This window comes from Kribbella albertanoniae (genome assembly GCF_004348455.1).
In the GTDB taxonomy this organism is placed as follows: Bacteria; Actinomycetota; Actinomycetes; order Propionibacteriales; family Kribbellaceae; genus Kribbella; species Kribbella albertanoniae.
In genome coordinates, this window is the sequence record NZ_SMKA01000159.1 from 1 (window position 1) to 21,049 (window position 21,049).

The 21,049-nt window shown below is 67.6% G+C and carries 19 protein-coding genes; 17 read left to right on the top strand and 2 right to left on the bottom strand.

Annotated features, from left to right (window positions below):
• Positions 1-326: 326 nt before the first annotated feature.
• The gene (locus E1261_RS27940; protein ID WP_132411671.1) at positions 327-944 is read right to left on the bottom strand and encodes an MBL fold metallo-hydrolase; all 618 of its coding nucleotides are present in this window, start codon (positions 942-944) and stop codon (positions 327-329) included.
• Between the two features lie 66 nt (positions 945-1,010).
• Entirely contained in the window at positions 1,011-2,279 is a 1,269-nt protein-coding gene (locus E1261_RS27945) for an isochorismate synthase (RefSeq protein ID WP_132411637.1), read from the bottom strand.
• A gap of 131 nt (positions 2,280-2,410) precedes the next feature.
• On the opposite strand from E1261_RS27945, the gene E1261_RS27950 reads away from it, so the two are divergent.
• The 17 genes from E1261_RS27950 to E1261_RS28030 all read left to right on the top strand — a co-directional run.
• Complete coding sequence (locus tag E1261_RS27950; RefSeq protein WP_132411639.1) at positions 2,411-3,109, top strand: demethylmenaquinone methyltransferase; 699 nt, start codon at positions 2,411-2,413, stop codon at positions 3,107-3,109.
• A gap of 175 nt (positions 3,110-3,284) precedes the next feature.
• Positions 3,285-4,598 (top strand): geranylgeranyl reductase family protein, encoded by a 1,314-nt coding sequence (locus tag E1261_RS27955; RefSeq protein WP_132411641.1) that lies wholly within the window; start codon positions 3,285-3,287, stop codon positions 4,596-4,598.
• A gap of 112 nt (positions 4,599-4,710) precedes the next feature.
• A complete protein-coding gene (locus E1261_RS27960) occupies positions 4,711-5,070 on the top strand; it encodes an NADH-quinone oxidoreductase subunit A (RefSeq protein WP_132411643.1) in 360 nt (119 codons plus the stop codon).
• 1 nt (position 5,071) lies between these two features.
• Positions 5,072-5,626, top strand: coding sequence for a NuoB/complex I 20 kDa subunit family protein (locus E1261_RS27965; RefSeq protein WP_132411645.1), 555 nt, complete (start codon positions 5,072-5,074; stop codon positions 5,624-5,626).
• Complete coding sequence (locus tag E1261_RS27970) at positions 5,623-6,330, top strand: NADH-quinone oxidoreductase subunit C (RefSeq protein ID WP_132411647.1); 708 nt, start codon at positions 5,623-5,625, stop codon at positions 6,328-6,330. The genes E1261_RS27965 and E1261_RS27970 overlap by 4 nt, the downstream gene beginning before the upstream one ends.
• On the top strand, positions 6,330-7,673 hold the full coding sequence (locus E1261_RS27975) for an NADH-quinone oxidoreductase subunit D (protein WP_132411649.1): 1,344 nt from the start codon (positions 6,330-6,332) through the stop codon (positions 7,671-7,673). Before E1261_RS27970 ends, E1261_RS27975 begins: the two co-directional genes overlap by 1 nt.
• Positions 7,673-8,479: an NADH-quinone oxidoreductase subunit NuoE gene (gene nuoE / locus E1261_RS27980; RefSeq protein WP_132411651.1), complete on the top strand. Its 807-nt coding sequence runs from the start codon at positions 7,673-7,675 to the stop codon at positions 8,477-8,479. Before E1261_RS27975 ends, nuoE begins: the two co-directional genes overlap by 1 nt.
• Before the next feature lie 2 nt (positions 8,480-8,481).
• Positions 8,482-9,783, top strand: a complete 1,302-nt coding sequence (gene nuoF / locus E1261_RS27985) for an NADH-quinone oxidoreductase subunit NuoF (RefSeq protein ID WP_202875090.1) — start codon at positions 8,482-8,484, stop codon at positions 9,781-9,783.
• On the top strand, positions 9,780-12,206 hold the full coding sequence (locus tag E1261_RS27990; protein WP_132411655.1) for an NADH-quinone oxidoreductase subunit G: 2,427 nt from the start codon (positions 9,780-9,782) through the stop codon (positions 12,204-12,206). The genes nuoF and E1261_RS27990 overlap by 4 nt, the downstream gene beginning before the upstream one ends.
• Positions 12,203-13,537 (top strand): NADH-quinone oxidoreductase subunit NuoH, encoded by a 1,335-nt coding sequence (gene nuoH, locus E1261_RS27995; protein ID WP_132411657.1) that lies wholly within the window; start codon positions 12,203-12,205, stop codon positions 13,535-13,537. Before E1261_RS27990 ends, nuoH begins: the two co-directional genes overlap by 4 nt.
• Complete coding sequence (nuoI, locus tag E1261_RS28000; protein ID WP_132411659.1) at positions 13,530-14,084, top strand: NADH-quinone oxidoreductase subunit NuoI; 555 nt, start codon at positions 13,530-13,532, stop codon at positions 14,082-14,084. Before nuoH ends, nuoI begins: the two co-directional genes overlap by 8 nt.
• Complete coding sequence (locus E1261_RS28005) at positions 14,081-14,941, top strand: NADH-quinone oxidoreductase subunit J (protein ID WP_132411661.1); 861 nt, start codon at positions 14,081-14,083, stop codon at positions 14,939-14,941. Before nuoI ends, E1261_RS28005 begins: the two co-directional genes overlap by 4 nt.
• Positions 14,938-15,237, top strand: coding sequence for an NADH-quinone oxidoreductase subunit NuoK (gene nuoK, locus E1261_RS28010; protein ID WP_132411663.1), 300 nt, complete (start codon positions 14,938-14,940; stop codon positions 15,235-15,237). Before E1261_RS28005 ends, nuoK begins: the two co-directional genes overlap by 4 nt.
• Before the next feature lie 12 nt (positions 15,238-15,249).
• Complete coding sequence (nuoL, locus tag E1261_RS28015; protein ID WP_132411665.1) at positions 15,250-17,121, top strand: NADH-quinone oxidoreductase subunit L; 1,872 nt, start codon at positions 15,250-15,252, stop codon at positions 17,119-17,121.
• Positions 17,118-18,641, top strand: a complete 1,524-nt coding sequence (locus E1261_RS28020; RefSeq protein WP_132411667.1) for an NADH-quinone oxidoreductase subunit M — start codon at positions 17,118-17,120, stop codon at positions 18,639-18,641. Before nuoL ends, E1261_RS28020 begins: the two co-directional genes overlap by 4 nt.
• 59 nt (positions 18,642-18,700) lie before the next feature.
• Entirely contained in the window at positions 18,701-20,227 is a 1,527-nt protein-coding gene (gene nuoN / locus E1261_RS28025; RefSeq protein ID WP_238176475.1) for an NADH-quinone oxidoreductase subunit NuoN, read from the top strand.
• A partial coding sequence (locus E1261_RS28030; protein WP_132411669.1) for a polyprenyl synthetase family protein occupies positions 20,224-21,049 on the top strand: 826 nt, incomplete at its 3' end. The genes nuoN and E1261_RS28030, both read left to right, overlap by 4 nt.

The following is a 21,049-nucleotide window of genomic DNA, read 5'->3' on the forward strand; positions in this document are numbered from 1 at the left end:
GTGGCGCACCCGTCGCGGAGCCGGGGAGCATAACCACCCGAAAACGACGGGTAGCACTCCCCAGCCCGCGCAGTAACCAGCCGAACGACCGAACCTCGTACAGCTACTGGCGACCGCGGACACGGCATCAGATGTCCGAGGTCCCCACTAGGTGACCGCAGTACACCCGACCCACCTGCACGCGCACTCCCCTGATCCGCCCCTCGCACATTTGAACGGATAACCCCGCAGGTTGTGCCTTCTCCGCTCAATATTTGAGGGGAGAAGGGTGCAGTTCCGCGGATATCCGTTCAAATGCCGGAGGGCTGAGGGGCGCGGAGGGGTGGTCAGGCGATGGTGAGGGAGTCGCCGGGGGCGAGCTTCTGGTACGGGCGGTCGTCGGAGTTGAGGAAGCGGGGCATCATGCCGAGGCCGATCTCGGACAGGAGGCCGTCGTGGATGCCGACCAGTTGCTCGGCCTTCACCGCGCGGGCGTAGTCGACGGCCGGGGGTAGCGCGAACCAGGGGCCGGAGATCGGGACCAGGTTGGTGTGGACCGCGCGGTCGGGCTGCGTGAACGAGTCGCCGGGGTGGTAGACGGCGTCGTCGATCAGGAAGCCGATGTTCTCGCAGGGGACGCCCCACTCGGGCAGGATCACGGCGTGGTCCTTGCCGTAGGCGCTGACCGCGAATCCGGCCGCATCGAAGGACTGACCGCCTTCGACCACATGCACGCGGTCGCCGAGCTCGGCGAGTTGCGCGGCGACGCCGGCGTTGGTGTAGACCGGCACGTTCAGAGCCTTCACGCGCTCGATGTCCAGGTGATCCTGATGCTCGTGCGTGACCAGTACGGCGTCGGCCCGCTCGAACACGGCGTCCTCACTGAACGACCCCGGATCGACGAGAAGCGTCCTGCCGTCCTTCTCCAGCCGAACACACGCATGCGCAAACTTCGTCAGCTTCATCACGACCCCAGACTAGTGAGAATCCCGCGCAATTCCAGGCCGTCGCAGCCACTCACCTGCCGCCGACTAGTCGCCGAGGGCGTCTCGCATGGGGACTAGTTTGGCGTTGGTTTCGGCTAGTTCGGCGGTGGGGTCGGAGCCGGCGACTATGCCGGCGCCGGCGAAGAGGCGCATGCGGCGAGGGTCGGTTGGGTCGGCTTGGCCGCAGCGGAGGGCTATGCACCATTCGCCGTCGCCGGCTGCGTCCATCCAGCCGACCGGTCCGCTGAAGCGGCCGCGCTCCATGCCTTCGATCTCACCGATCAGGTCGCGCGCCACGGGCGTCGGCGTACCGCAGACCGCTGCCGACGGGTGCAGGGCGGCGGCGAGGCCGAGGGCGGAGGCGCCGTTGTTGGCGACGCCGGCGACGTCGGTGGCGAGGTGCATCACGTTCGGCAGGTGCAGCACGAACGGGGTCTCCGGCACGTTCATCGACTTGCAGTGCGGCTTCAAAGCATCAGCCACCGACCGTACGGCGAACTCGTGCTCCTCGAGGTCCTTCGACGACCGGGCCAGCGACGCGGCCAGTGCGAGGTCGTGCGCGTCGTCCCCGGTACGGCGGATTGTTCCGGCCAGCACGCGGGACGTGATCAGCCCCTTCTCCCGCCGTACCAGCAACTCGGGCGTCGCACCGATCAGGCCGTCGACGGAGAAGGTCCAGCAGTTCGGATAGGCCTCGGCGAGCCGGCGGAGGGGCCAGCGCAGGTCGATCGGCTGCTCGGCGATCGCGATCAGGTCGCGGGCCAGCACCACCTTGTCGAGCTCACCCGAGGTGATCCGCTTGATGGCGTCGGCCACGATGCTCGACCAGTCCGTCCCCGACCGCGCTCCGTCGGCGAACGTGACGTCGTACACGGGGTGGGCCTCATGGGTGACCAGATCGGGAGGTGCGGCCAGCGAAGCGGGTGAGATCGTGGTCACCCAGGTGGTGCCGCCACGGCGTCCGACGATTACCTCGGGGACTACCAACTCACCCGGGTCCTCGTCGGTGAAACCGAAGGAACCGAAGCAGACCAGTCCCGACCCTGGTACGCCGATCTCGTCCCGTACGACGGCCGCGCCGACCAGCTCCTGCCACCAGAGCACGGCCTCGGTGAAGCGGTTGCCACCGGCAACGTCCAGCCGGGCTGCGACCCCCCAGCCGATGTGACCGTCGCCACGTCGTACCCAGCTCAGCCCACCCTCGGCCGGTAAGTGATCGATCAGCTGCTTCGCCACGCCCTCGACCGGCTGGCTGCGGACCACCAACTGCGGTGCGGCCACACGACCGGATCGGACCGGTTCGGACAAGCTCACTGCATCACTCCTCGCCAAGCGCTCAGGCCCCGGATCACGACGGCCGCTCATGCACCCACGAGAGGCAAGCGTACGACCGTCCGATGTCCAGTGAATTTCAGCGCCTGTCGCAGCCGTGATGAACTAGACAAGTGACCCGCGCCGACTTGAGCAAAGATCCGCATGCTGTGGCCGCCATGTTCGACAATGTGGCGGAGGGGTACGACCGCACGAACGCGGTGGCCACGATGGGGCTGGAGAAGCTGGTCTGGCGGCCGGCGACGCTGGCCGAGATCGGGCCGCGGAAGGGGATGAAGATCCTCGATCTGGCGGCCGGGACGGGCGCGTCGAGTATCAAGTTGCGCGAGGCCGGGGCCGAGGTGGTGTCCTGCGACTTCTCGGTCGGGATGCTCCGGGTCGGCAAGCGGAACCACCCCGAGCTGGATCTGATCGCGGGGGACGCGCTGCGGCTGCCGTTCGCCGACGACTCGTTCGACGTGGTGACGATCTCGTGGGCCCTGCGGAACGTGAACGATGTCACCGCCGCTCTCCAGGAGATGCTCCGGGTGACCCGGCCGGGCGGCCGGCTCGTCATCCTCGAGCAGTCGCATCCGACCTGGAAGCCGTTCCGGGTGGTCTACCTCGAGTACATGATGCGCGCCGTACCGGTGGTCGCGAAGGTGGTGTCGAGCAACCCCGAGGCGTACGAGTATCTGGCCGAGTCGACCCGCGCGTGGCTGCCGCAGGAGCCGCTGGCCCGGACGATCGAGGCGGCCGGCTGGACCCGGGTGCACTGGGCCAATCTGACCGGTGGTCTGGTCGCCATCCACCGGGCCGTGAAGCCGGCTTAATTACGCAAGGAAAGCTGTGCGTAATTTGCTTGCCTGCAAGGGGGTTGGGGCGAGTTTCGTGTCCGCGTCAGGCAGTCCTAGACTGTCGGATGACCAGGCTTAGTGAATCCCTTCACGAGCCCTGAGTCAGCCGCAGTGCCTATTTGTGGGCCCCCAACTTCCAGGTCGGGATGAGATGAGCGAGAGCGTGCCGAGCGGGCAGCAGTCGGAGTCAGCCGATGTCATCGTCGTCGGCGCCGGACCCGCAGGTTCCTCCGCGGCGTATCACCTGGCCAACGCCGGGCTCGACGTCCTGTTGCTGGAGAAGACCGCGTTCCCGCGGGAGAAGGTCTGCGGCGACGGGCTCACCCCGCGCGGCACCAAGCAGCTGATCAACATGGGCATCGACATCTCCGAAGAGGCCGGCTGGATCCGCAACTACGGGCTGCGGATCCAGGGCGCCGGACATGTCCTCCAGCTCGACTGGCCGGATCTGGCCAGCCACCCGAACTACGGCCTGACCCGGAACCGGATGGACTTCGACGACCTGCTCGCGCGGCAGGCGGTCAAGGCCGGCGCGCAGCTGCGCGAGCGGACCAACGTGACCGGTCCGATCCTCGACGACAAGGGTCACATCGTCGGCGTCACCGCGAAGCCGGTCGACGACAACGGCCGCCGCGACGGGGCCGACATCGAGTTCCGGGCGCCCCTGGTGATGGCGGCCGACGGCAACTCGTCGCGGCTGAGCATCGGGATGGGCCTGCACAAGCGGGACGACCGGCCGATGGGCGTCGCCGTACGGACGTATTTCACCAGCCCGCGGCACGACGACGACTACCTGGAGTCCTGGCTCGAGCTGTGGGCCGACGACCCCAAGCAGCCGAGCCAGAAGCTGCTGCTGCCCGGCTACGGCTGGATCTTCGGCATGGGCGACGGCACGGTGAACGTCGGTCTCGGCATCCTGAACACCTCCGATGCCTTCGGCAAGGTCGACTACGCCGACCTGCTGAAGGCGTGGCTGAAGAACACGCCGGAGGAGTGGCAGTTCCGCGACGAGTTCCAGACCATCCCGATCCGTGGGGCCGCGCTGCCGATGGGCTTCAACCGGCAGCCGCACTACACCCGCGGGCTGATGCTGCTCGGCGACGCCGGCGGCATGGTCAACCCGTTCAACGGCGAGGGCATCCCGTACGCGATGGAGTCCGGGATGTTCGCCGCCGAGGTCGCCGCCCAGGCGCTGCACCGGCAGCCGAACCAGCGGGAGCGCGCGTTGTCGGCGTACCCGAAGGCGCTGAAGCAGGAGTGGGGCGGCTACTACTCGCTCGGCCGGGTCTTCGTGAAGCTGATCGGAAATCCGGAGGTGATGCGGCTCTGCACGAAGTACGGTCTGCCGCGCACCACCTTGATGAAGTTCACCCTGAAGTTGCTGGCCAACCTCACCGACCCGCGCGACGGCGACGTGATGGACAAGATCATCAACGGGCTCACGAAGGTCGCCCCGGCCGCCTGAACGGCGGGGCGAGTGAGCTGGCTCACTCCGGTACTGGTAACAAAGTGCTGGCTGAAACGAAACAACAAGAACAACACACCGACCACCGGCTGTAAGGAAGGAGCCCAGAGCGATGCACCCCTATGTCCCGATCCTCGCTCTCGGTGTACTCGCGGCGCTCTTCGTGCTGGGCAGCATCACCGTGAGCGCGCTGGTCGGCCCGAAGCGTTACAACCGGGCCAAGCTCGACTCGTACGAGTGCGGGATCGAGCCGACCCCGCAGCCGGTCGGCGGTGGCCGCTTCCCGGTGAAGTACTACATCACCGCGATGCTCTTCATCGTGTTCGACATCGAGATCGTCTTCCTCTACCCGTGGGCGGTGGCCTTCGACCAGATGGCGCTGTTCGGGCTGATCGAGATGGTCATCTTCATCGTCACCGTCTTCATCGCGTACTCCTATGTGTGGCGTCGCGGTGGACTGGAGTGGGACTGACATGGGTCTAGAAGAACAGCTTCCGGCCGGCGTACTGCTCGGCACCGTCGAGGGCCTGCTCGGCTATATGCGCAAGGCGTCGTTGTGGCCGGCAACCTTCGGGCTGGCCTGCTGCGCGATCGAGATGATGACGACCGGCGCCCCGCGGTACGACGCGGCCCGGTTCGGCATGGAGGTCTTCCGGGCGTCGCCGCGGCAGGCCGACCTGATGATCGTGGCCGGCCGGGTGAGTCAGAAGATGGCCCCGGTACTGCGCCAGATCTACGACCAGATGGCGAACCCGAAGTGGGTGCTCGCGATGGGCGTCTGCGCCTCGTCGGGCGGCATGTTCAACAACTACGCCGTCGTCCAGGGTGTGGACCACATCGTGCCGGTCGACATGTACCTGCCCGGCTGCCCGCCGCGGCCGGAGATGCTGCTGGACGCGTTCCTGAAGATCCACGACCAGATCCAGCACAGCAAGCTCGGCGCGCACAAGAAGGTGCTGCAGGCCGAGCAGGAGGCGACCGCACTGACGGCCGCCCCGACGCTCGAGATGAAGGGGTTGCTCCGATGAGTGAGCACCAGCCGGAGAACCTTCCGGCGACGTCTGACGCTGGTGACGCACAGACGCCGGGTGCGGAGGTGATCGACCAGCGTCAGGGCATGTTCGGTGTCCGCGGTACTGGTGACACCTCCGGCTTCGGTGGCCTGCGCCGCCAGGTCGCACTCCCCGGCGGTACGCCGAAGCCGTACGGCGCCTGGTTCGACGGGGCCGTCGACCGCCTCGTGGGTCTGGTCGGCGACGACGCGATCGAGAAGGTCGTCGTCGATCGTGGCGAGCTGACCCTGCACGTGGCCCGCGAGCAGCTGGTCGCGGTCTGCCAGCAGATGCGGGACGACGACGCGCTGCGCTTCGAGTTCTGCTCCGGTGTCAGCGGCGTGCACTACCCGAACGAGACCGATCGCGAGCTGCACGCGGTCTACCACCTGTTCTCGATCACCCACAACCGGCGGATCCGGCTCGAGGTGTCCTGCCCGGACAGCGACCCGCACATCCCGTCGGTGGTCTCGGTCTACCCGGCCAACGACTGGCACGAGCGCGAGACCTGGGACTTCTTCGGCATCATCTTCGACGGGCACCCGGCACTGACCCGGATCCAGATGCCCGACGACTGGCCGGGGCACCCGCAGCGCAAGGACTACCCGCTCGGCGGCATCGACGTCGAGTACAAGGGCGCCGTCATCCCGCCGCCCGACACGCGGAGGTCGTACAACTGATGACCGAAACACACGCAGACCCCTACGCGACCACCCGGGACACCACCGAGGGCAAGGTCTTCACCGTCACCGGTCAGGACTGGGACTCGGTCGTGGCCGGCCTCGGCGAGGAGCCCGAAGAGCGGGTCGTCGTCAACATGGGGCCGCAGCACCCGTCGACGCACGGCGTGCTCCGGCTGATTCTCGAGCTCGACGGTGAGACGGTGACCGAGGCCCGCTGCGGCATCGGCTACCTGCACACCGGCATCGAGAAGAACATGGAGTTCCGCTCCTGGACCCAGGGCGTCACCTTCGTGACCCGGATGGACTACCTCTCGCCGTTCTACAACGAGACGGCGTACTGCCTGGCGGTCGAGAAGCTGCTCGGGATCGAGGACCAGATCCCCGAGAAGGCCAACGTGATGCGGGTGCTCCTGATGGAGCTCAACCGGATCAGCAGCCACCTGGTCTGTATCGCCACCGGCGGGATGGAGATCGGCGCGCTGACCGTGATGACGATCGGGTTCCGCGAGCGCGAGATGACGCTGGACCTGTTCGAGCTGATCACCGGCCTGCGGATGAACCACGCGTTCATCCGGCCCGGCGGTGTCGCCCAGGACCTGCCCCCGGGCGCGCTGGACAAGATCCGCGAGTACATCACCTGGATGAACAAGCACCTCCCGGAGTACGCCGAGCTCTGCAACGCCAACCCGATCTTCAAGGCGCGGCTGCAGAACGTCGGCTACCTGGACCTGGCCGGCTGTATGGCGCTGGGCATCTCCGGGCCGACGGTGCGGTCGACCGGCTACGCGCTGGACCTGCGCAAGACCCAGCCGTACTGCGGCTACGAGACCTACGACTTCGACGTACCGACCTGGGACAGCTCGGACTCGTACGGCCGCTTCCGGGTCCGGCTGCAGGAGATGTGGGAGTCGCTGAAGATCATCGAGCAGTGCGCCGACCGGCTGGAGAAGATGGACGGCGACCCGATCATGGTGGCCGACAAGAAGATCGGCTGGCCGAGCCAGCTGGCCGTCGGCAGTGACGGCATGGGCAACTCGCTCGACCACATCAAGCACATCATGGGCGAGTCGATGGAAGCTCTGATCCATCACTTCAAGCTCGTCACCGAAGGGTTCCGGGTGCCGGCCGGTCAGGCCTACGTGGCGATCGAGTCGCCGCGGGGCGAGATGGGCTGTCACGTCGTCTCCGACGGCGGCACCAAGCCGTACCGGGTGCACTTCCGTGACCCGTCCTTCGCAAACCTGCAGGCGATGCCGATCATGTGCGAGGGCTCACAGGTCGCCGACGTGATCGTGGCCGTCGCCAGCCTTGACCCGGTGATGGGTGGAGTGGACCGATAGTGAGCACAGTCAACGATCACGCGACCAGTCATCCAGTCCCCTACAGCACCGGTGACTCCAAGATCACCGAGACCACGATCGCGGAGATGCGCGAGCTGGCCGCCCGGTATCCGGTCGGCCGGTCCGCGCTGCTGCCGATGCTGCACCTGGTGCAGTCGGTCGAGGGCCGGGTCACGCCGGAGGGCATCGAGGCCTGTGCCGACGTGCTCGGGCTGACCGGCGCCGAGGTCTCCGCGGTGGCGACCTTCTACACGATGTACAAGCGCCGCCCGGTCGGCGAGTACCACGTCGGGGTCTGCACCAACACGCTCTGCGCGGTGATGGGCGGCGACCTGATCTTCGAGCGGCTGAAGCGCCACCTCGACGTCGGGAACGACGAGACCACCGAGGACGGCAAGATCACCCTCGAGCACATCGAGTGCAACGCCGCCTGCGACTACGCGCCGGTGATGACGGTGAACTGGGAGTTCTTCGACGACATGACGCCGGAGTCGGCCACCCAGCTGGTCGACGACCTGCGCGAGGGCACCGAGGTGAAGTCGCCGCGCGGCGCCACCATCTGCTCCTGGCGTGAGGCCGAGCGCGTGCTGGCGGGCTTCCCCGACGGCCGCGCCGACGAGGGTCCGACCGGCGGCAAGGCCTCGCTGGCCGGCCTCCGCCTGGCCCGCGAGCGGAACTGGACCGCACCCAATGGCAACGGCGGTGCCCCGGCGCCGCTCGACCCTGTCCCGGGTCCGCGTCCCGAGGACCAGCCGGGCCGTGAGTCCCAGGCTGTCCACACCGACGACTCCCGGAAGGAGGACTGACCATGCTGACCCCGGTACTGTCCGACAACTGGGACCAGATCAACGCGTGGCAGCTCTCGTCGTACCAACGCACCGGCGGGTACGACGCACTCCGCACCGCACTGCGGATGCAGCCAGCCGACGTGGTCACCGCCGTCAAGGACTCCGGTCTGCGCGGTCGTGGTGGCGCGGGCTTCCCGACCGGGATGAAGTGGTCGTTCATCCCGCAGGACAACCCGAAGCCGAAGTACCTCGTGGTGAACGCCGACGAGTCCGAGCCGGGAACCTGCAAGGACATCCCGCTGATGATGGCCTCGCCGCACACGCTGGTCGAGGGCGTCATCATCTCGTCCTACGCGATCCGCGCGAGTGTCGCCTTCATCTACGTCCGCGGTGAGGTCCTGCACGTGATCCGCCGGCTGCAGCAGGCGGTCCAGGAGGCCAAGGACGCCGGCTTCATCGGCACGAACATCCTCGGCACCGGCTACGACCTGGACGTCGTCGTCCACGCCGGCGCGGGCGCCTACATCTGTGGCGAGGAGACGGCGCTGCTCGACTCGCTCGAGGGCCGGCGTGGTCAACCTCGGCTGCGTCCCCCGTTCCCGGCCGTTGCCGGTCTGTACGGATGCCCCACAGTGATCAACAACGTCGAGTCGATCGCGTCTGTTCCCGCCATCATCAAGAACGGCGCGGACTGGTTCTCCTCGATGGGCACCGAGAAGTCCAAGGGCATGACGCTGTACTCGCTGTCCGGACACGTCACCCGCCCGGGCCAGTACGAGGCGCCGATGGGGATCACGCTGCGCCAGCTGATCGATCTGGCCGGCGGTGTCCGCGACGGACACGAGCTGAAGTTCTGGACGCCGGGTGGTTCCTCGACACCGCTGCTGACCGCCGAGCACCTCGACGTCCCGCTGGACTACGAGGGTGTCGGTTCGGTCGGCTCGATGCTGGGCACCAAGGCGCTGCAGATCTTCGACGAGACCACCTGCGTCGTCCGCGCCGTACTGCGCTGGACCGAGTTCTACAAGCACGAGTCCTGCGGCAAGTGCACCCCGTGCCGTGAGGGCACCTGGTGGCTGGTCCAGATCCTCGAGCGGCTGGAGCACGGCAAGGGCACCGAGGAAGACCTCGTCACTCTGCTCGACCTCTGCGAGAACATCACCGGCCGGTCGTTCTGCGCCCTGGCCGATGGTGCGACCGCGCCGATCAGCAGCTCGATCCAGCACTTCAAGGACGAGTACCTGGCGCACTTCGCCGAGGGCGGCTGTCCGTTCGACCCGATGGCAAGCACTGTCTTCGCGACTGCTGGAGCAAACGCATGACGATCCAAGCGAATCCGCCGGCCGGCGCGGAGGTGGAGCGGACCGACCTGATCACCGTCACCATCGACGACATCGAGGTCAAGGTTCCGAAGAACACCCTGCTGATCCGGGCCGCGGAGCAGATCGGGATCCAGATCCCGCGGTTCTGCGACCACCCGCTGCTCGACCCGGTCGGCGCCTGCCGCCAGTGCCTGGTCGAGATCACCGACGCCGGCAACGGCCGCGGGATGCCGAAGCCGCAGGCCTCCTGCACGATCACCGTCGCCGACGGCATGGTGGTCCGCACCCAGGTCAGCTCGCCGGTGGCGGAGAAGGCCCAGCACGGTCAGATGGAATTCCTGCTGATCAACCACCCGCTGGACTGCCCGGTCTGCGACAAGGGCGGCGAGTGCCCGCTGCAGAACCAGGCGATGACGAACGGCCGTGGCGAGACCCGCTTCCACGAGATCAAGCGGACCTACCCGAAGCCGATCAACATCTCGTCCGAGGTGCTGCTGGACCGCGAGCGCTGCATCCTCTGCGCGCGCTGCACCCGCTTCTCCGAGCAGATCGCCGGTGACCCGTTCATCGCGCTGATCGAGCGGGGTGCGCTGCAGCAGGTCGGCATCTACGAGAAGGAGCCGTTCGAGAGCTACTTCTCCGGTAACACCATTCAGATCTGCCCGGTGGGTGCGCTGACCAGCGCGGCGTACCGGTTCCGGTCGCGGCCGTTCGACCTCGTCTCGGTGCCGTCGGTGGCCGAGCACGACGCGTCGGGTGCCGCGATCCGCGTCGACTACCGGCGCGGCAAGGTGATGCGCCGGCTGTCCGGTGACGACCCGCAGGTCAACGAGGAGTGGATCTCGGACAAGGACCGGTTCGCGTTCAACTACGCGAGCACCGGTGACCGGCTGACCCACCCGATGATCCGCGAGGACGGCGTACTGCGGCCGGCGTCGTGGCCGGAGGCGTTGTCCTACACCGCGGAGAAGCTGACCGCGGCGCGTGGCAACGCGGCCGTTCTGACCGGTGGCCGGCTGACCCTCGAGGACGCCTACGCGTACTCGAAGTTCGCCCGGGTCGCTCTCGGCAGCAACAACATCGACTTCCGGGCCCGCCCGCACTCCGCCGAGGAAGCCGACTTCCTGGCCGCCGCGGTGGCCGGGACGGGACTCGGTACGACGTTCGCCGACCTCGAGAAGGCCGGATCCGTGCTGTTCGTCGGGTTCGAGCCGGAGGAGGAAGCGCCGTCGGTGTTCCTGCGGCTGCGCAAGGCCGTGAAGGCCAACGGCACCAAGGTGTTCACAGTTGCTGCCTTCGCCTCCCGCGGAGTCGAGAAGCTGGACGGCGTGCTCGTCCCGGCCGCGCCGGGCACCGAGGCCGCCGTACTGGCTGACCTCGGCGGCGAGGCCAAGGCTGCCCTCGGTGCTGACTCGATCATCATCGTGGGCGAGCGGCTGGCGAGCGTCCCGGGTGGGTACTCGGCCGCCCTGCGGCTGGCGCTCGACACCGGTGCGCAGCTGGCCTGGATCCCGCGGCGCGCGGGTGACCGTGGTGCACTCGAGGCTGGTTGTCTGCCGGGCCTGCTGCCCGGTGGCCGTCTGGTCGCCGACGCGCAGGCGCGGGTCGACCTGCAGGCCGCCTGGGGTGTCGACAGCCTTCCGGCCACGCCGGGCAAGGACCTGACCGAGATCATCGCGTCCGCTTCCCGGAAAGACGGCACAGGCCTGGATGCACTGGTCGTCGCGGGTGTCGAGGTCGACGACCTGCCGGACCCGGCCGCTGCGCTGGCCGCACTGGCCGCGGCGCCGTTCGTGGTCAGCTTCGAGGTTCGCAACTCGCAGGTGACCGAGCACGCCGACGTCGTCTTCCCGGTCGTTCCGCCGGCAGAGAAGGACGGCACCTTCGTGAACTGGGAAGGTCGCGAGCGGCCGTTCCCGGTGGTCCTCAAGGTGCCGGCCGCGATGCCGGACGTCCGGGCCCTGGCCGCACTGGCCCAGGAGATGGACACCACGCTCGGATTCACCACCCCGGCCGGCGCCAAGCGTGAGTACGACGAGCTCGGCCGCTGGGACGGTGACCGCTCCCAGGAGCCGACGTACCAGGCTGGTCCGGCGCTCGGCGCCTTCGACTCCACCCGCCTGGCGACCTGGCGGATGCTGATCGACGACAGCCGCGCCTGCGACGGCGAGCCGCATCTGACGGGGACCGCGCGCAAGCCGGTCGCCCGACTCTCGGTGACCACGGCGCACCGCGTCGGCCTCGCCGACGGTGACGAGCTGGTGGTCAGCACCGACGCCGGTTCGGTCCGGCTCCCGGTCGCGATCACCCCGATGACCGACAACGTGGTGTGGCTGCCGACCAACTCGGCCGACTCGCACGTACGTCGTTCGCTGCACGCCGATCACGGATCGATCGTGACGATCGCCGGAGGAAACGCATGACACTGATCCCGCTGGCTGCCCCGCCGGATGCGGGGGTCGGCAGCGACCCGTGGTGGGTGATCGGCCTCAAGGTGCTGATCATCTTCGTGCTGCTGGTCGTGTTGACGCTGTTCAACATCTGGTGGGAACGCCGGGTGGTGGCACGGATGCAGCACCGGGTCGGACCGAACGTGCACGGGCCCTTCGGTCTGCTGCAGTCGCTGGCCGACGGTGTGAAGCTGATGCTCAAGGAAGACCTGATGCCGAAGGGCGTGGACCGGTTCGTCTACGTGCTGGCTCCGGTGATCGTCGCCGTACCGGCCTTCCTGACCTTCGCGGTGATCCCGTTCGGGCCGACCGTGAAGATCCCCTTCACCGAGACCTACACCCGCCTGCAGCTGACCGACCTGCCGGTCTCGGTGCTGTACGTGATGGCGATCGCCTCGATCGGCATCTACGGCATCGTGCTCGGCGGCTGGTCGTCCAACTCGACGTACTCGCTGCTCGGTGGTCTGCGCTCCAGCGCCCAGATGATCTCCTACGAGGTCGGCATGGGCCTGGCGCTGGTGACCGTGTTCCTGTTCGCCGGCTCGATGTCCACCTCGGAGATCGTCGCGGCGCAGAGCACGCACCAGACGGTGAGCCTGTTCGGCGCGGACATCCCGATCCCAGGGTGGTACGCGTTCCTGCTGTTCCCGTCGTTCGTGATCTACGTCGTCTCGATGATCGGTGAGACGAACCGGGCGCCGTTCGACCTGCCCGAGGCCGAGGGCGAGCTGGTCGCGGGCTTCCTGACCGAGTACTCCTCGATCAAGTACGCGATGTTCTTCCTGGCCGAGTACATCAACATGGCGACCGTCTCGGCGCTGGCCACCACGCTGTTCCTCGGCGGCTGGCAGGCACCGTGGCCGATCTCGCTGTGGGACGGCGCGAACTCCGGCTACTGGCCGGTGCTGTGGTTCTTCGGCAAGTTGATGGCCTTCATCTTCTTCTACATCTGGTTGCGCGGAACGCTGCCGCGACTGCGCTACGACCAGTTCATGAAGCTGGGCTGGAAGATCCTCATCCCGGTCTCGCTGGGCTGGATCCTGCTGGTCGCCACCGTGCGTGCGGTCGGCCGGGAGACCACCTTCAGCCGGACCACGCTGCTGGTCGCGGCCGCGATCGTCGTCGTACTGGCACTGCTCAGCATGCTGCTCCCGGGCAAGCCGAAGGACGAGCAGCCCGCCGAGGTTGCCGACGGCAAGGACTTCGACGCCTTCGCGGGCGGCTATCCGGTACCACCACCGATCGTCAGTACGCCGAGCCAGAGCGAGACCGACAGTCGTAGCAAGGAAGGCAGTCGTGGCTAGTGTCAAAGAGTCCCTCTGGGACCCGGTAGCCGGGTTCGGGGTCACCTTCCGGACGATGTTCCGCAAGGTGTTCACCGAGGAGTACCCGTTCGAGAAGAAGCCGACCGCACCGCGCTTCCACGGCCGGCACCAGCTGAACCGCTGGCCGGACGGTCTGGAGAAGTGCATCGGCTGCGAGCTGTGCGCCTGGGCCTGCCCCGCGGACGCCATCTACGTCGAGGGTGCCTCGAACATCGATGGTGAGGATTCGGAGCGGTTCTCGCCCGGTGAGCGCTACGGTCGCGTCTACCAGATCAACTACCTGCGCTGCATCCTCTGTGGACTGTGCATCGAGGCGTGCCCGACCCGGGCGCTCACGATGACCAACGAGTACGAGCTGGCCGACACCAGCCGCGCCTCGTTGATCTACGAGAAGAAGGACCTGCTGGCCCCGATGCTTCCGGGCATGCAGGAGCCGCCGCACGCGATGCAGCTGGGTGCGACCGAGAAGGACTACTACCGCGGCCTGACCGGCGCGGCCACCCCCGATGGCGGTGACGCCAAATGATCGCCCTGGTGACCGGACCGCAGGTCGCGTTCTGGCTGCTCGCGCCGGTGATGGTGCTGTCCGCGATCGCGATGGTGCTGGTCCGCAAGGCGGTGCACTCCGCGCTGCTGCTGGCCACGGTGATGATCTGCCTGTCGGTCCAGTACGCCGCACAGGACGCACCGTTCCTGTTCGCCGTACAGATCATCGTGTACACCGGCGCGATCCTGATGCTGTTCCTGTTCGTGCTGATGCTGGTCGGTGTCGACGCGTCCGACTCCCTGGTGGAGACGATTCGCGGTCAGCGGCTGCTCGCCGGTCTCGCCTTCCTCGGCTTCGGCCTGCTGATCGTCTTCGCGGTCGGCAACGGGATCTACGGCAACCCGATCGGCCTGGCCGACGCGCAGCCGGACGGTAACCCCAAGGGCATCGCGCAGCTGCTGTTCGGCAAGTACGTGTTCGCCTTCGAGGTCACCTCGGCGCTGCTGATCACCGCCGCGCTCGGCGCGATGATGCTGGCGCACCGCGAGCGGCTGACCAAGAAGCGCACCCAGCGCGACCACGCCGAGGAGCGGATCCGCAAGTACGCCGAGCAGGGGATCCACCCCGGTCCGCTGCCGACTCCCGGCGTACTGGCTCGGCACAACGCTGTCGACACGCCGGCGCTGCTGCCCGACGGGTCGATCGCACCGACCTCGGTTTCGCGCGTCCTGCAGGCTCGTGGCACCGTGTTCCCCGAGGCTGAGGAGCGCGCGGACGTCGAGACCGTCCGCGAGATCACCGACGGCCAATACGGTGAAGCACAGCCGGGCGACAAGGTGAACTCCGATGCGGAGAGCACCGATCTGAGCGGATTCGGCAAGGAGGACAAGCTGTGAGCACTGAGCCCTACATCGTGCTCGCCGCGATTCTGTTCAGTATCGGCGCGCTTGGCGTGCTGGTACGCCGGAACGCGATCGTCGTGTTCATGTGTGTCGAGCTGATGCTGAACGCGGCCAACCTCGCGTTCGTCAGCTTCGCCCGCCAGCACGGCAACCTCGACGGCCAGATCGCCGCCTTCTTCGTGATGGTGGTGGCCGCGGCCGAGGTCGTGATCGGCCTGGCGATCATCATGGCCATCTTCCGCACCCGTCGTTCGGCCTCGGTCGACGACGCCAACCTGCTCAAGTACTGAGGTCTGAAACCGATGAGTCATGAGCTGACGTGGCTGCTGGTCGCGATTCCGGCGGTGTCCGCGGCGATCCTGCTGCTTGGTGGTAAGGCCACCAACGCGTGGGGTCACCTGCTCGGCACCGCGGCGTCGCTGGCCTCGTTCGTCTGCGGTGTCCTGCTGTTCGTCCAGATGCAGGGGCTGCACGGCGAGGAGCGGTCCGAGACGGTTCGCCTGTTCGAGTGGTTCACCGTCGGCAGTGTGAAGGTCGACTTCACGCTGCTGATCGACCCGCTGTCGATCCTGTTCGTGCTGCTGATCACCGGTGTGGGTTCGCTGATCCACATCTACTCGATCGGCTACATGGAGCACGACGCCCGGCGGCGCCGGTTCTTCGCCTACCTGAACCTGTTCATCGCGGCGATGCTGCTGCTGGTGCTGGCGGCGGACTACCTGCTGGTCTTCGTCGGCTGGGAGGGCGTCGGTCTGGCGTCGTACCTGCTGATCGGGTTCTGGCAGCACAAGAACTCGGCCGCGGTCGCCGCCAAGAAGGCGTTCGTGGTGAACCGGGTCGGTGACATCGGCCTCTCGCTCGCGGTGATGAGCATGTGGGCGCTGTTCGGCTCCTCGGCCTTCACCACGGTGAACTCCGGAGCCGAGAGCATGTCGAGCACCTGGGCCACGCTGGTCGGCCTGATGCTGCTGCTGGCCGCGTGCGGTAAGTCCGCGCAGGTGCCGCTGCAGTCCTGGCTGCTGGACGCGATGGAGGGCCCGACCCCGGTGTCGGCGCTCATCCACGCGGCGACCATGGTCACCGCGGGCGTCTACCTGGTGGTCCGCTCGCACGCGATCTTCGAGCAGAGCGAAGCGGCCTCGACCGCGGTCGTCATCGTCGGAACCGTGACGGCGCTCGCCGGTGCGATCATCGGTACCGCCAAGGACGACATCAAGAAGGCGCTCGCCGGTTCGACGATGAGCCAGATCGGTTACATGATGCTGGCCGCCGGTCTCGGCCCGGCCGGGTACGTGTTCGCGATCTTCCACCTGATCACGCACGGCTTCTTCAAGGCCAACATGTTCCTCGGCGCCGGTTCCGTCATGCACGGGATGAACGACGACGTGAACATGCGCCACTACGGTGCCCTGCGGACGTCGATGAAGGTCACCTTCGCGACCTTCGCGTTCGGCTACCTGGCGATCCTCGGCATCCCGCCGTTCGCCGGCTTCTTCAGCAAGGACAAGATCATCGAGGCCGCGTTCGCGGACAACATCGTGATCGGTCTGTGCGCGCTGCTCGGCGCCGGCATCACCGCGTTCTACATGACGCGGGTGATGCTGATGACGTTCTTCGGCAAGAAGCGCTGGGACGACGACGTGCATCCGCACGAGTCGCCCAAGGTGATGACGATCCCGCTGATCATCCTGGCGGCGCTGTCGCTGGGCGGTGGCGCGCTCTACTTCGCCGGGCACTGGATCGAGCACTGGCTCGAGCCGGTCGTCGGGAAGCACGAGGAGCACCACCTGCCGCTGCCGGCGATCGTGATGACGCTGATCACCCTCGCGGTGGTCGCCATCGGCCTCCTGATCGCCGTGCTCAAGTACCGGCGGGACATCCCGCGCGAGGCCCCGGCCGGTTCGCCGCTGACGGTCCTCGCCCGGCGTGACCTGTACGGCGACGCCCTGAACGAGGCGGTCCTGATGCGCCCGGGCCAGTACCTCACCCGGACGCTGGTCTGGCTCGACAACCGCGGCGTGGACGGCTTGGTGAACGGGCTGGCCGCACTGTTCGGTGGGCTGTCCGGCCGGCTCCGCCGGTTCCAGACGGGCTTCGTCCGTTCGTACGCACTCAGCATGGTCTTCGGCGCCGCATTCGTGGTCGTCGCCCTCCTCGCGGTGAGGTTGTCGTGAAAATCGGTTGGCTGACCCTCTTACTGCTGCTGCCCTTCGTGGGCGCCCTGGTCACCATGGCGGTGCCCAAGGCGAAGGCACTGCTGTCCAAGCAGGTTGCGCTCGGCTTCTCGCTCGTCGTCCTGGTGCTGACCGCGATCGTTGCGGTCGGCTACCACCAGAACGGCGCTGAGAAGTACAACGAGACGCACACCTGGATCAAGGCCTTCGGCGCGAACTACGCGCTCGGTCTCGACGGTGTCGGCATCGTGCTGGTGGTCCTCACCGCGCTGCTCACGCCGGTCGTGATCATCGCCTCGTGGAACGACGCCGACAACGGACGCTGGTCGTCGAAGTCGTTCTTCGCCTGGATCCTGGCGCTGGAGGCGCTGTCGATCGGAGTCTTCTCCGCCACCGACGTGTTCCTCTTCTACGTGCTGTTCGAGGCCACGCTGATCCCGATGTACTTCCTGATCGGCGGCTTCGGCGGTCCGCAGCGCTCGTACGCCGCGGTGAAGTTCCTGCTGTACTCGCTCCTCGGTGGGCTGCTGATGCTGGCCTCGGTGATCGGTCTCTATGTGATCTCCGCGCGCGCCGGCGACCCGTCGTACCTGCTCAGTGACCTGATCAAGCTGGACATGAGCCAGAACACGGAGCGGTGGCTGTTCCTCGGCTTCTTCTTCGCCTTCGCGGTGAAGGCGCCGATGGTGCCGTTCCACACCTGGCTGCCGGACGCCGCCGGTGAGGCGACGCCGGGCACCTCGGTGCTGCTGGTCGGCATCCTGGACAAGATCGGCACCTTCGGGATGATCCGGTTCTGCCTGGGACTGTTCCCGAACGCGTCCGAGTGGGCCACCCCGGTGGTCCTGGTGCTCGCACTGATCTCGGTCCTGTACGGCGCCCTGGTGGCGATCGGCCAGACCGACATCAAGCGGCTGATCGCGTACACGTCGATCTCGCACTTCGGGTTCATCGTGATGGGGATCTTCGCGCTGACCTCGCAGGGACTGACCGGGTCGACGCTGTACATGTTCAACCACGGTCTCTCCACCGCCGCGCTGTTCCTGGTGGCCGGATACCTGATCTCCCGGCGCGGGTCCGCACGGATCGCCGACTACGGCGGGGTCGAGAAGGTCGCCCCGGTGCTGGCCGGCCTGTTCCTGTTCGCGGGATTGTCCAGCTTGGCGCTGCCCGGCCTGTCGCCGTTCATCTCCGAGTTCATGGTGCTGGCCGGGACGTTCAGCAACCACAAGGTGATCGCGGTGATCGCGGTCCTCGGCATCGTGCTGGCGGCGCTCTACATCCTGCTGATGTACCAACGCACGATGACCGGTCCGGTGCGTGACGGGATCGAGAAGCTCAAGGACCTGAACGCGCGGGAGATCCTCGCGATCGCCCCGCTGGTGGTCCTGATCATCGGCCTCGGCATCTTCCCGAAGCCGATCGTCGACATCATCAAACCCGCGGTCGAGTCGACCATGCAGCGCGTCGGTGTCACCGACAAGGCGCCGGAGATCCCCGTGACGGAGGGACAGAAGTGATCGGCCTGATCCTGCCGGCGGCAGACTTCGTGGCGCCGAAGATCGAGTACACCGAGCTGATGCCGATGCTCGTGGTGTTCGGCGCGGCCTGTGTCGGCGTCATCACCGAGGCGTTCCTGCCGCGGGCCTTGCGGCACGCGGCACAGCTGGCGATCACCGTGGTGGCGATCGTCGTCGCCGGGGTGCTGACCGGCCTCCTGATCAACGACAACAAGGAACTGATCGCGGCCCAGGGCGCGATCTCGGTCGACGGCCCGGCGCTGTTCACCTGGCTGATCCTGCTCGCGCTGACGCTGATCAGCGTGCTGCTGTTCGCCGAGCGCTCGCTCGACGGTGGCCTGTCCGCGTTCGCGAGCCAGGCGGCCGCCGTACCGGGGTCTGAGGCCGAGCGTGAGGGTACGGCGGCCCGGATCGAGCACACCGAGATCTTCCCGCTGACGCTGTTCGCGGTCGGCGGCATGATGCTGTTCGCGTCGGCCAACGACCTGCTGGTGCTGTTCGTCGCGCTCGAGGTCTTCTCGCTGCCGCTCTACCTGCTCTGCGGTCTGGCCCGGCGTCGCCGGCTGATCTCGCAGGAAGCCGCGATGAAGTACTTCCTGCTGGGTGCGTTCGCTTCCGCGTTCCTGCTGTTCGGGATCGCGCTGCTCTACGGGTACGCCGGCACGATGTCGCTCGGCGGTATTGCCGACGCGCTGGCGCAGGACACCGGCGCGGAGTCGATCCTGCTGGCCGGGACCGGTCTGATCGGGGTCGGCCTGCTGTTCAAGGTCGGCGCCGTACCGTTCCACTCCTGGACGCCGGACGTGTACCAGGGTGCGCCGACGCCGGTCACCGGGTTCATGGCGGCCTGCACCAAGATCGCCGCGTTCATCGGGCTGATGCGGGTCTTCTACGTCGCGCTCGGTGGATCGCGCTGGGACTGGGCGCCGATGATGTGGGTCGTCGCGATCCTCACCATGGTGGTCGGTTCGATCGTCGCGATCACCCAGACCGACGTGAAGCGGATGCTGGCCTACTCGTCGATCGCGCACGCAGGCTTCCTGCTGACCGCGTTCGTCGGACTGGCCCAGGCCGGGAGCGGTGTCAGCAACGGCATCACCTCGACCCAGGCGGTGCTCTTCTACCTGGTCGCCTACGGCTTCTCGACGATCGGTGCCTTCGCGGTCGTCACGCTGGTCCGCGACGCGGGTGGCGAGGCCACGCACCTGTCCCGCTGGGCCGGGCTCGGCAAGAAGTCGCCGCTGCTGGCCGGGATCTTCGCGTTCTTCCTGCTGTCCTTCGCCGGTATCCCGCTGACCGCGGGCTTCACCGGCAAGTGGGCGGTCTTCAGCGCGGCCTGGACCGGTGGGGCGTGGCCGTTGGTCGTCGTCGCCGTACTGTCCAGCCTGGTCGCCGCGTTCTTCTACGTCCGCGTGATCGTGCTGATGTTCTTCTCCGACCTGCCGACCGACGCGCCCGACGTGGCGCTGCCGGGCTGGCAGACCACGACCGCGGTAGCCCTCGGTCTCGCCGCCACAGTGATTCTCGGCCTGGTCCCCGGACCGGTCCTCGAACTGGCGGCCCGCGCGGGTGAGTTCATCCGTTGAGTCCGACCCCGCTGCCGGCCGAGAGCCTGGGCTTCGCGTTCGCCGATGAGGCGCTCGAAGCCCGGGTCCGCGCTGGGCTGGAGGCTGTGGAACAGGCGCTGCACGACTCGACCGAGTCCGAGGCGCCGTTCGTCACCGCCGCCGCCCAGCACGTCATGGTTGCCGGCGGCAAGCGGTTCCGGCCGCTGCTGGTGCTGATCGGCGCCGAGTTCGGTCCGGATTCCGCGGGGAACCGTGACGACGTCGTCAAGTCGGCGGTCGTGGTCGAGCTGACCCACGTCGCCACCCTGCACCACGACGACGTGATGGACGAGGCCGCGCTCCGCCGCGGCTCGGCCACCGCGAACGCCCGCTGGGACAACTCGGTCGCGATCCTGTCCGGTGACTGGCTCTTCGCCCGCGCCTCCGACCTGGTCGCCGACCTCGGCCCCGAGGCCGTCCGGATCCAGGCCCGCACCTTCGGCCGCCTGGTCGAGGGCCAGATCCGCGAGACCCTCGGCGTCGGCGAAGGCCAGGACCCGCTCAAGCACTACCTGTCCGTCGTCGCCGACAAGACCGGCTCCCTGATCGCCACCTCCGCTCTCTTCGGCGCCCGTTTCGCCGGTGCCTCCGAAGCGATCCAGGAGTCCCTGCGCGCCTTCGGCGAGGAGATCGGCGTCGCCTTCCAGCTCGCCGACGACATCCTCGACATCGCCGGCGACTCCGGCCAGTCCGGCAAGACCCCCGGCACCGACCTCCGCGAAGGCGTCCCCACCCTCCCCGTCCTGATCTTCCGGGCCCAGGCCGACCCCACGAACGCGGACGACGCCCGCCTCCTAGAGC

Coding starts and splice junctions, on each gene's coding strand:
- E1261_RS27960 (WP_132411643.1), top strand. CDS start 4,711: ATGCACCCCTATGTCCCGATCCTCGCTCTCGGTGTACTCGCGGCGCTC.
- nuoF (WP_202875090.1), top strand. CDS start 8,482: ATGCTGACCCCGGTACTGTCCGACAACTGGGACCAGATCAACGCGTGG.
- E1261_RS28005 (WP_132411661.1), top strand. CDS start 14,081: ATGATCGCCCTGGTGACCGGACCGCAGGTCGCGTTCTGGCTGCTCGCG.
- E1261_RS27970 (WP_132411647.1), top strand. CDS start 5,623: ATGAGTGAGCACCAGCCGGAGAACCTTCCGGCGACGTCTGACGCTGGT.
- E1261_RS27975 (WP_132411649.1), top strand. CDS start 6,330: ATGACCGAAACACACGCAGACCCCTACGCGACCACCCGGGACACCACC.
- nuoN (WP_238176475.1), top strand. CDS start 18,701: ATGCCGATGCTCGTGGTGTTCGGCGCGGCCTGTGTCGGCGTCATCACC.
- E1261_RS27940 (WP_132411671.1), bottom strand. CDS start 944: ATGAAGCTGACGAAGTTTGCGCATGCGTGTGTTCGGCTGGAGAAGGAC.
- E1261_RS27965 (WP_132411645.1), top strand. CDS start 5,072: ATGGGTCTAGAAGAACAGCTTCCGGCCGGCGTACTGCTCGGCACCGTC.
- nuoH (WP_132411657.1), top strand. CDS start 12,203: ATGACACTGATCCCGCTGGCTGCCCCGCCGGATGCGGGGGTCGGCAGC.
- nuoL (WP_132411665.1), top strand. CDS start 15,250: ATGAGTCATGAGCTGACGTGGCTGCTGGTCGCGATTCCGGCGGTGTCC.
- E1261_RS27990 (WP_132411655.1), top strand. CDS start 9,780: ATGACGATCCAAGCGAATCCGCCGGCCGGCGCGGAGGTGGAGCGGACC.
- E1261_RS27955 (WP_132411641.1), top strand. CDS start 3,285: ATGAGCGAGAGCGTGCCGAGCGGGCAGCAGTCGGAGTCAGCCGATGTC.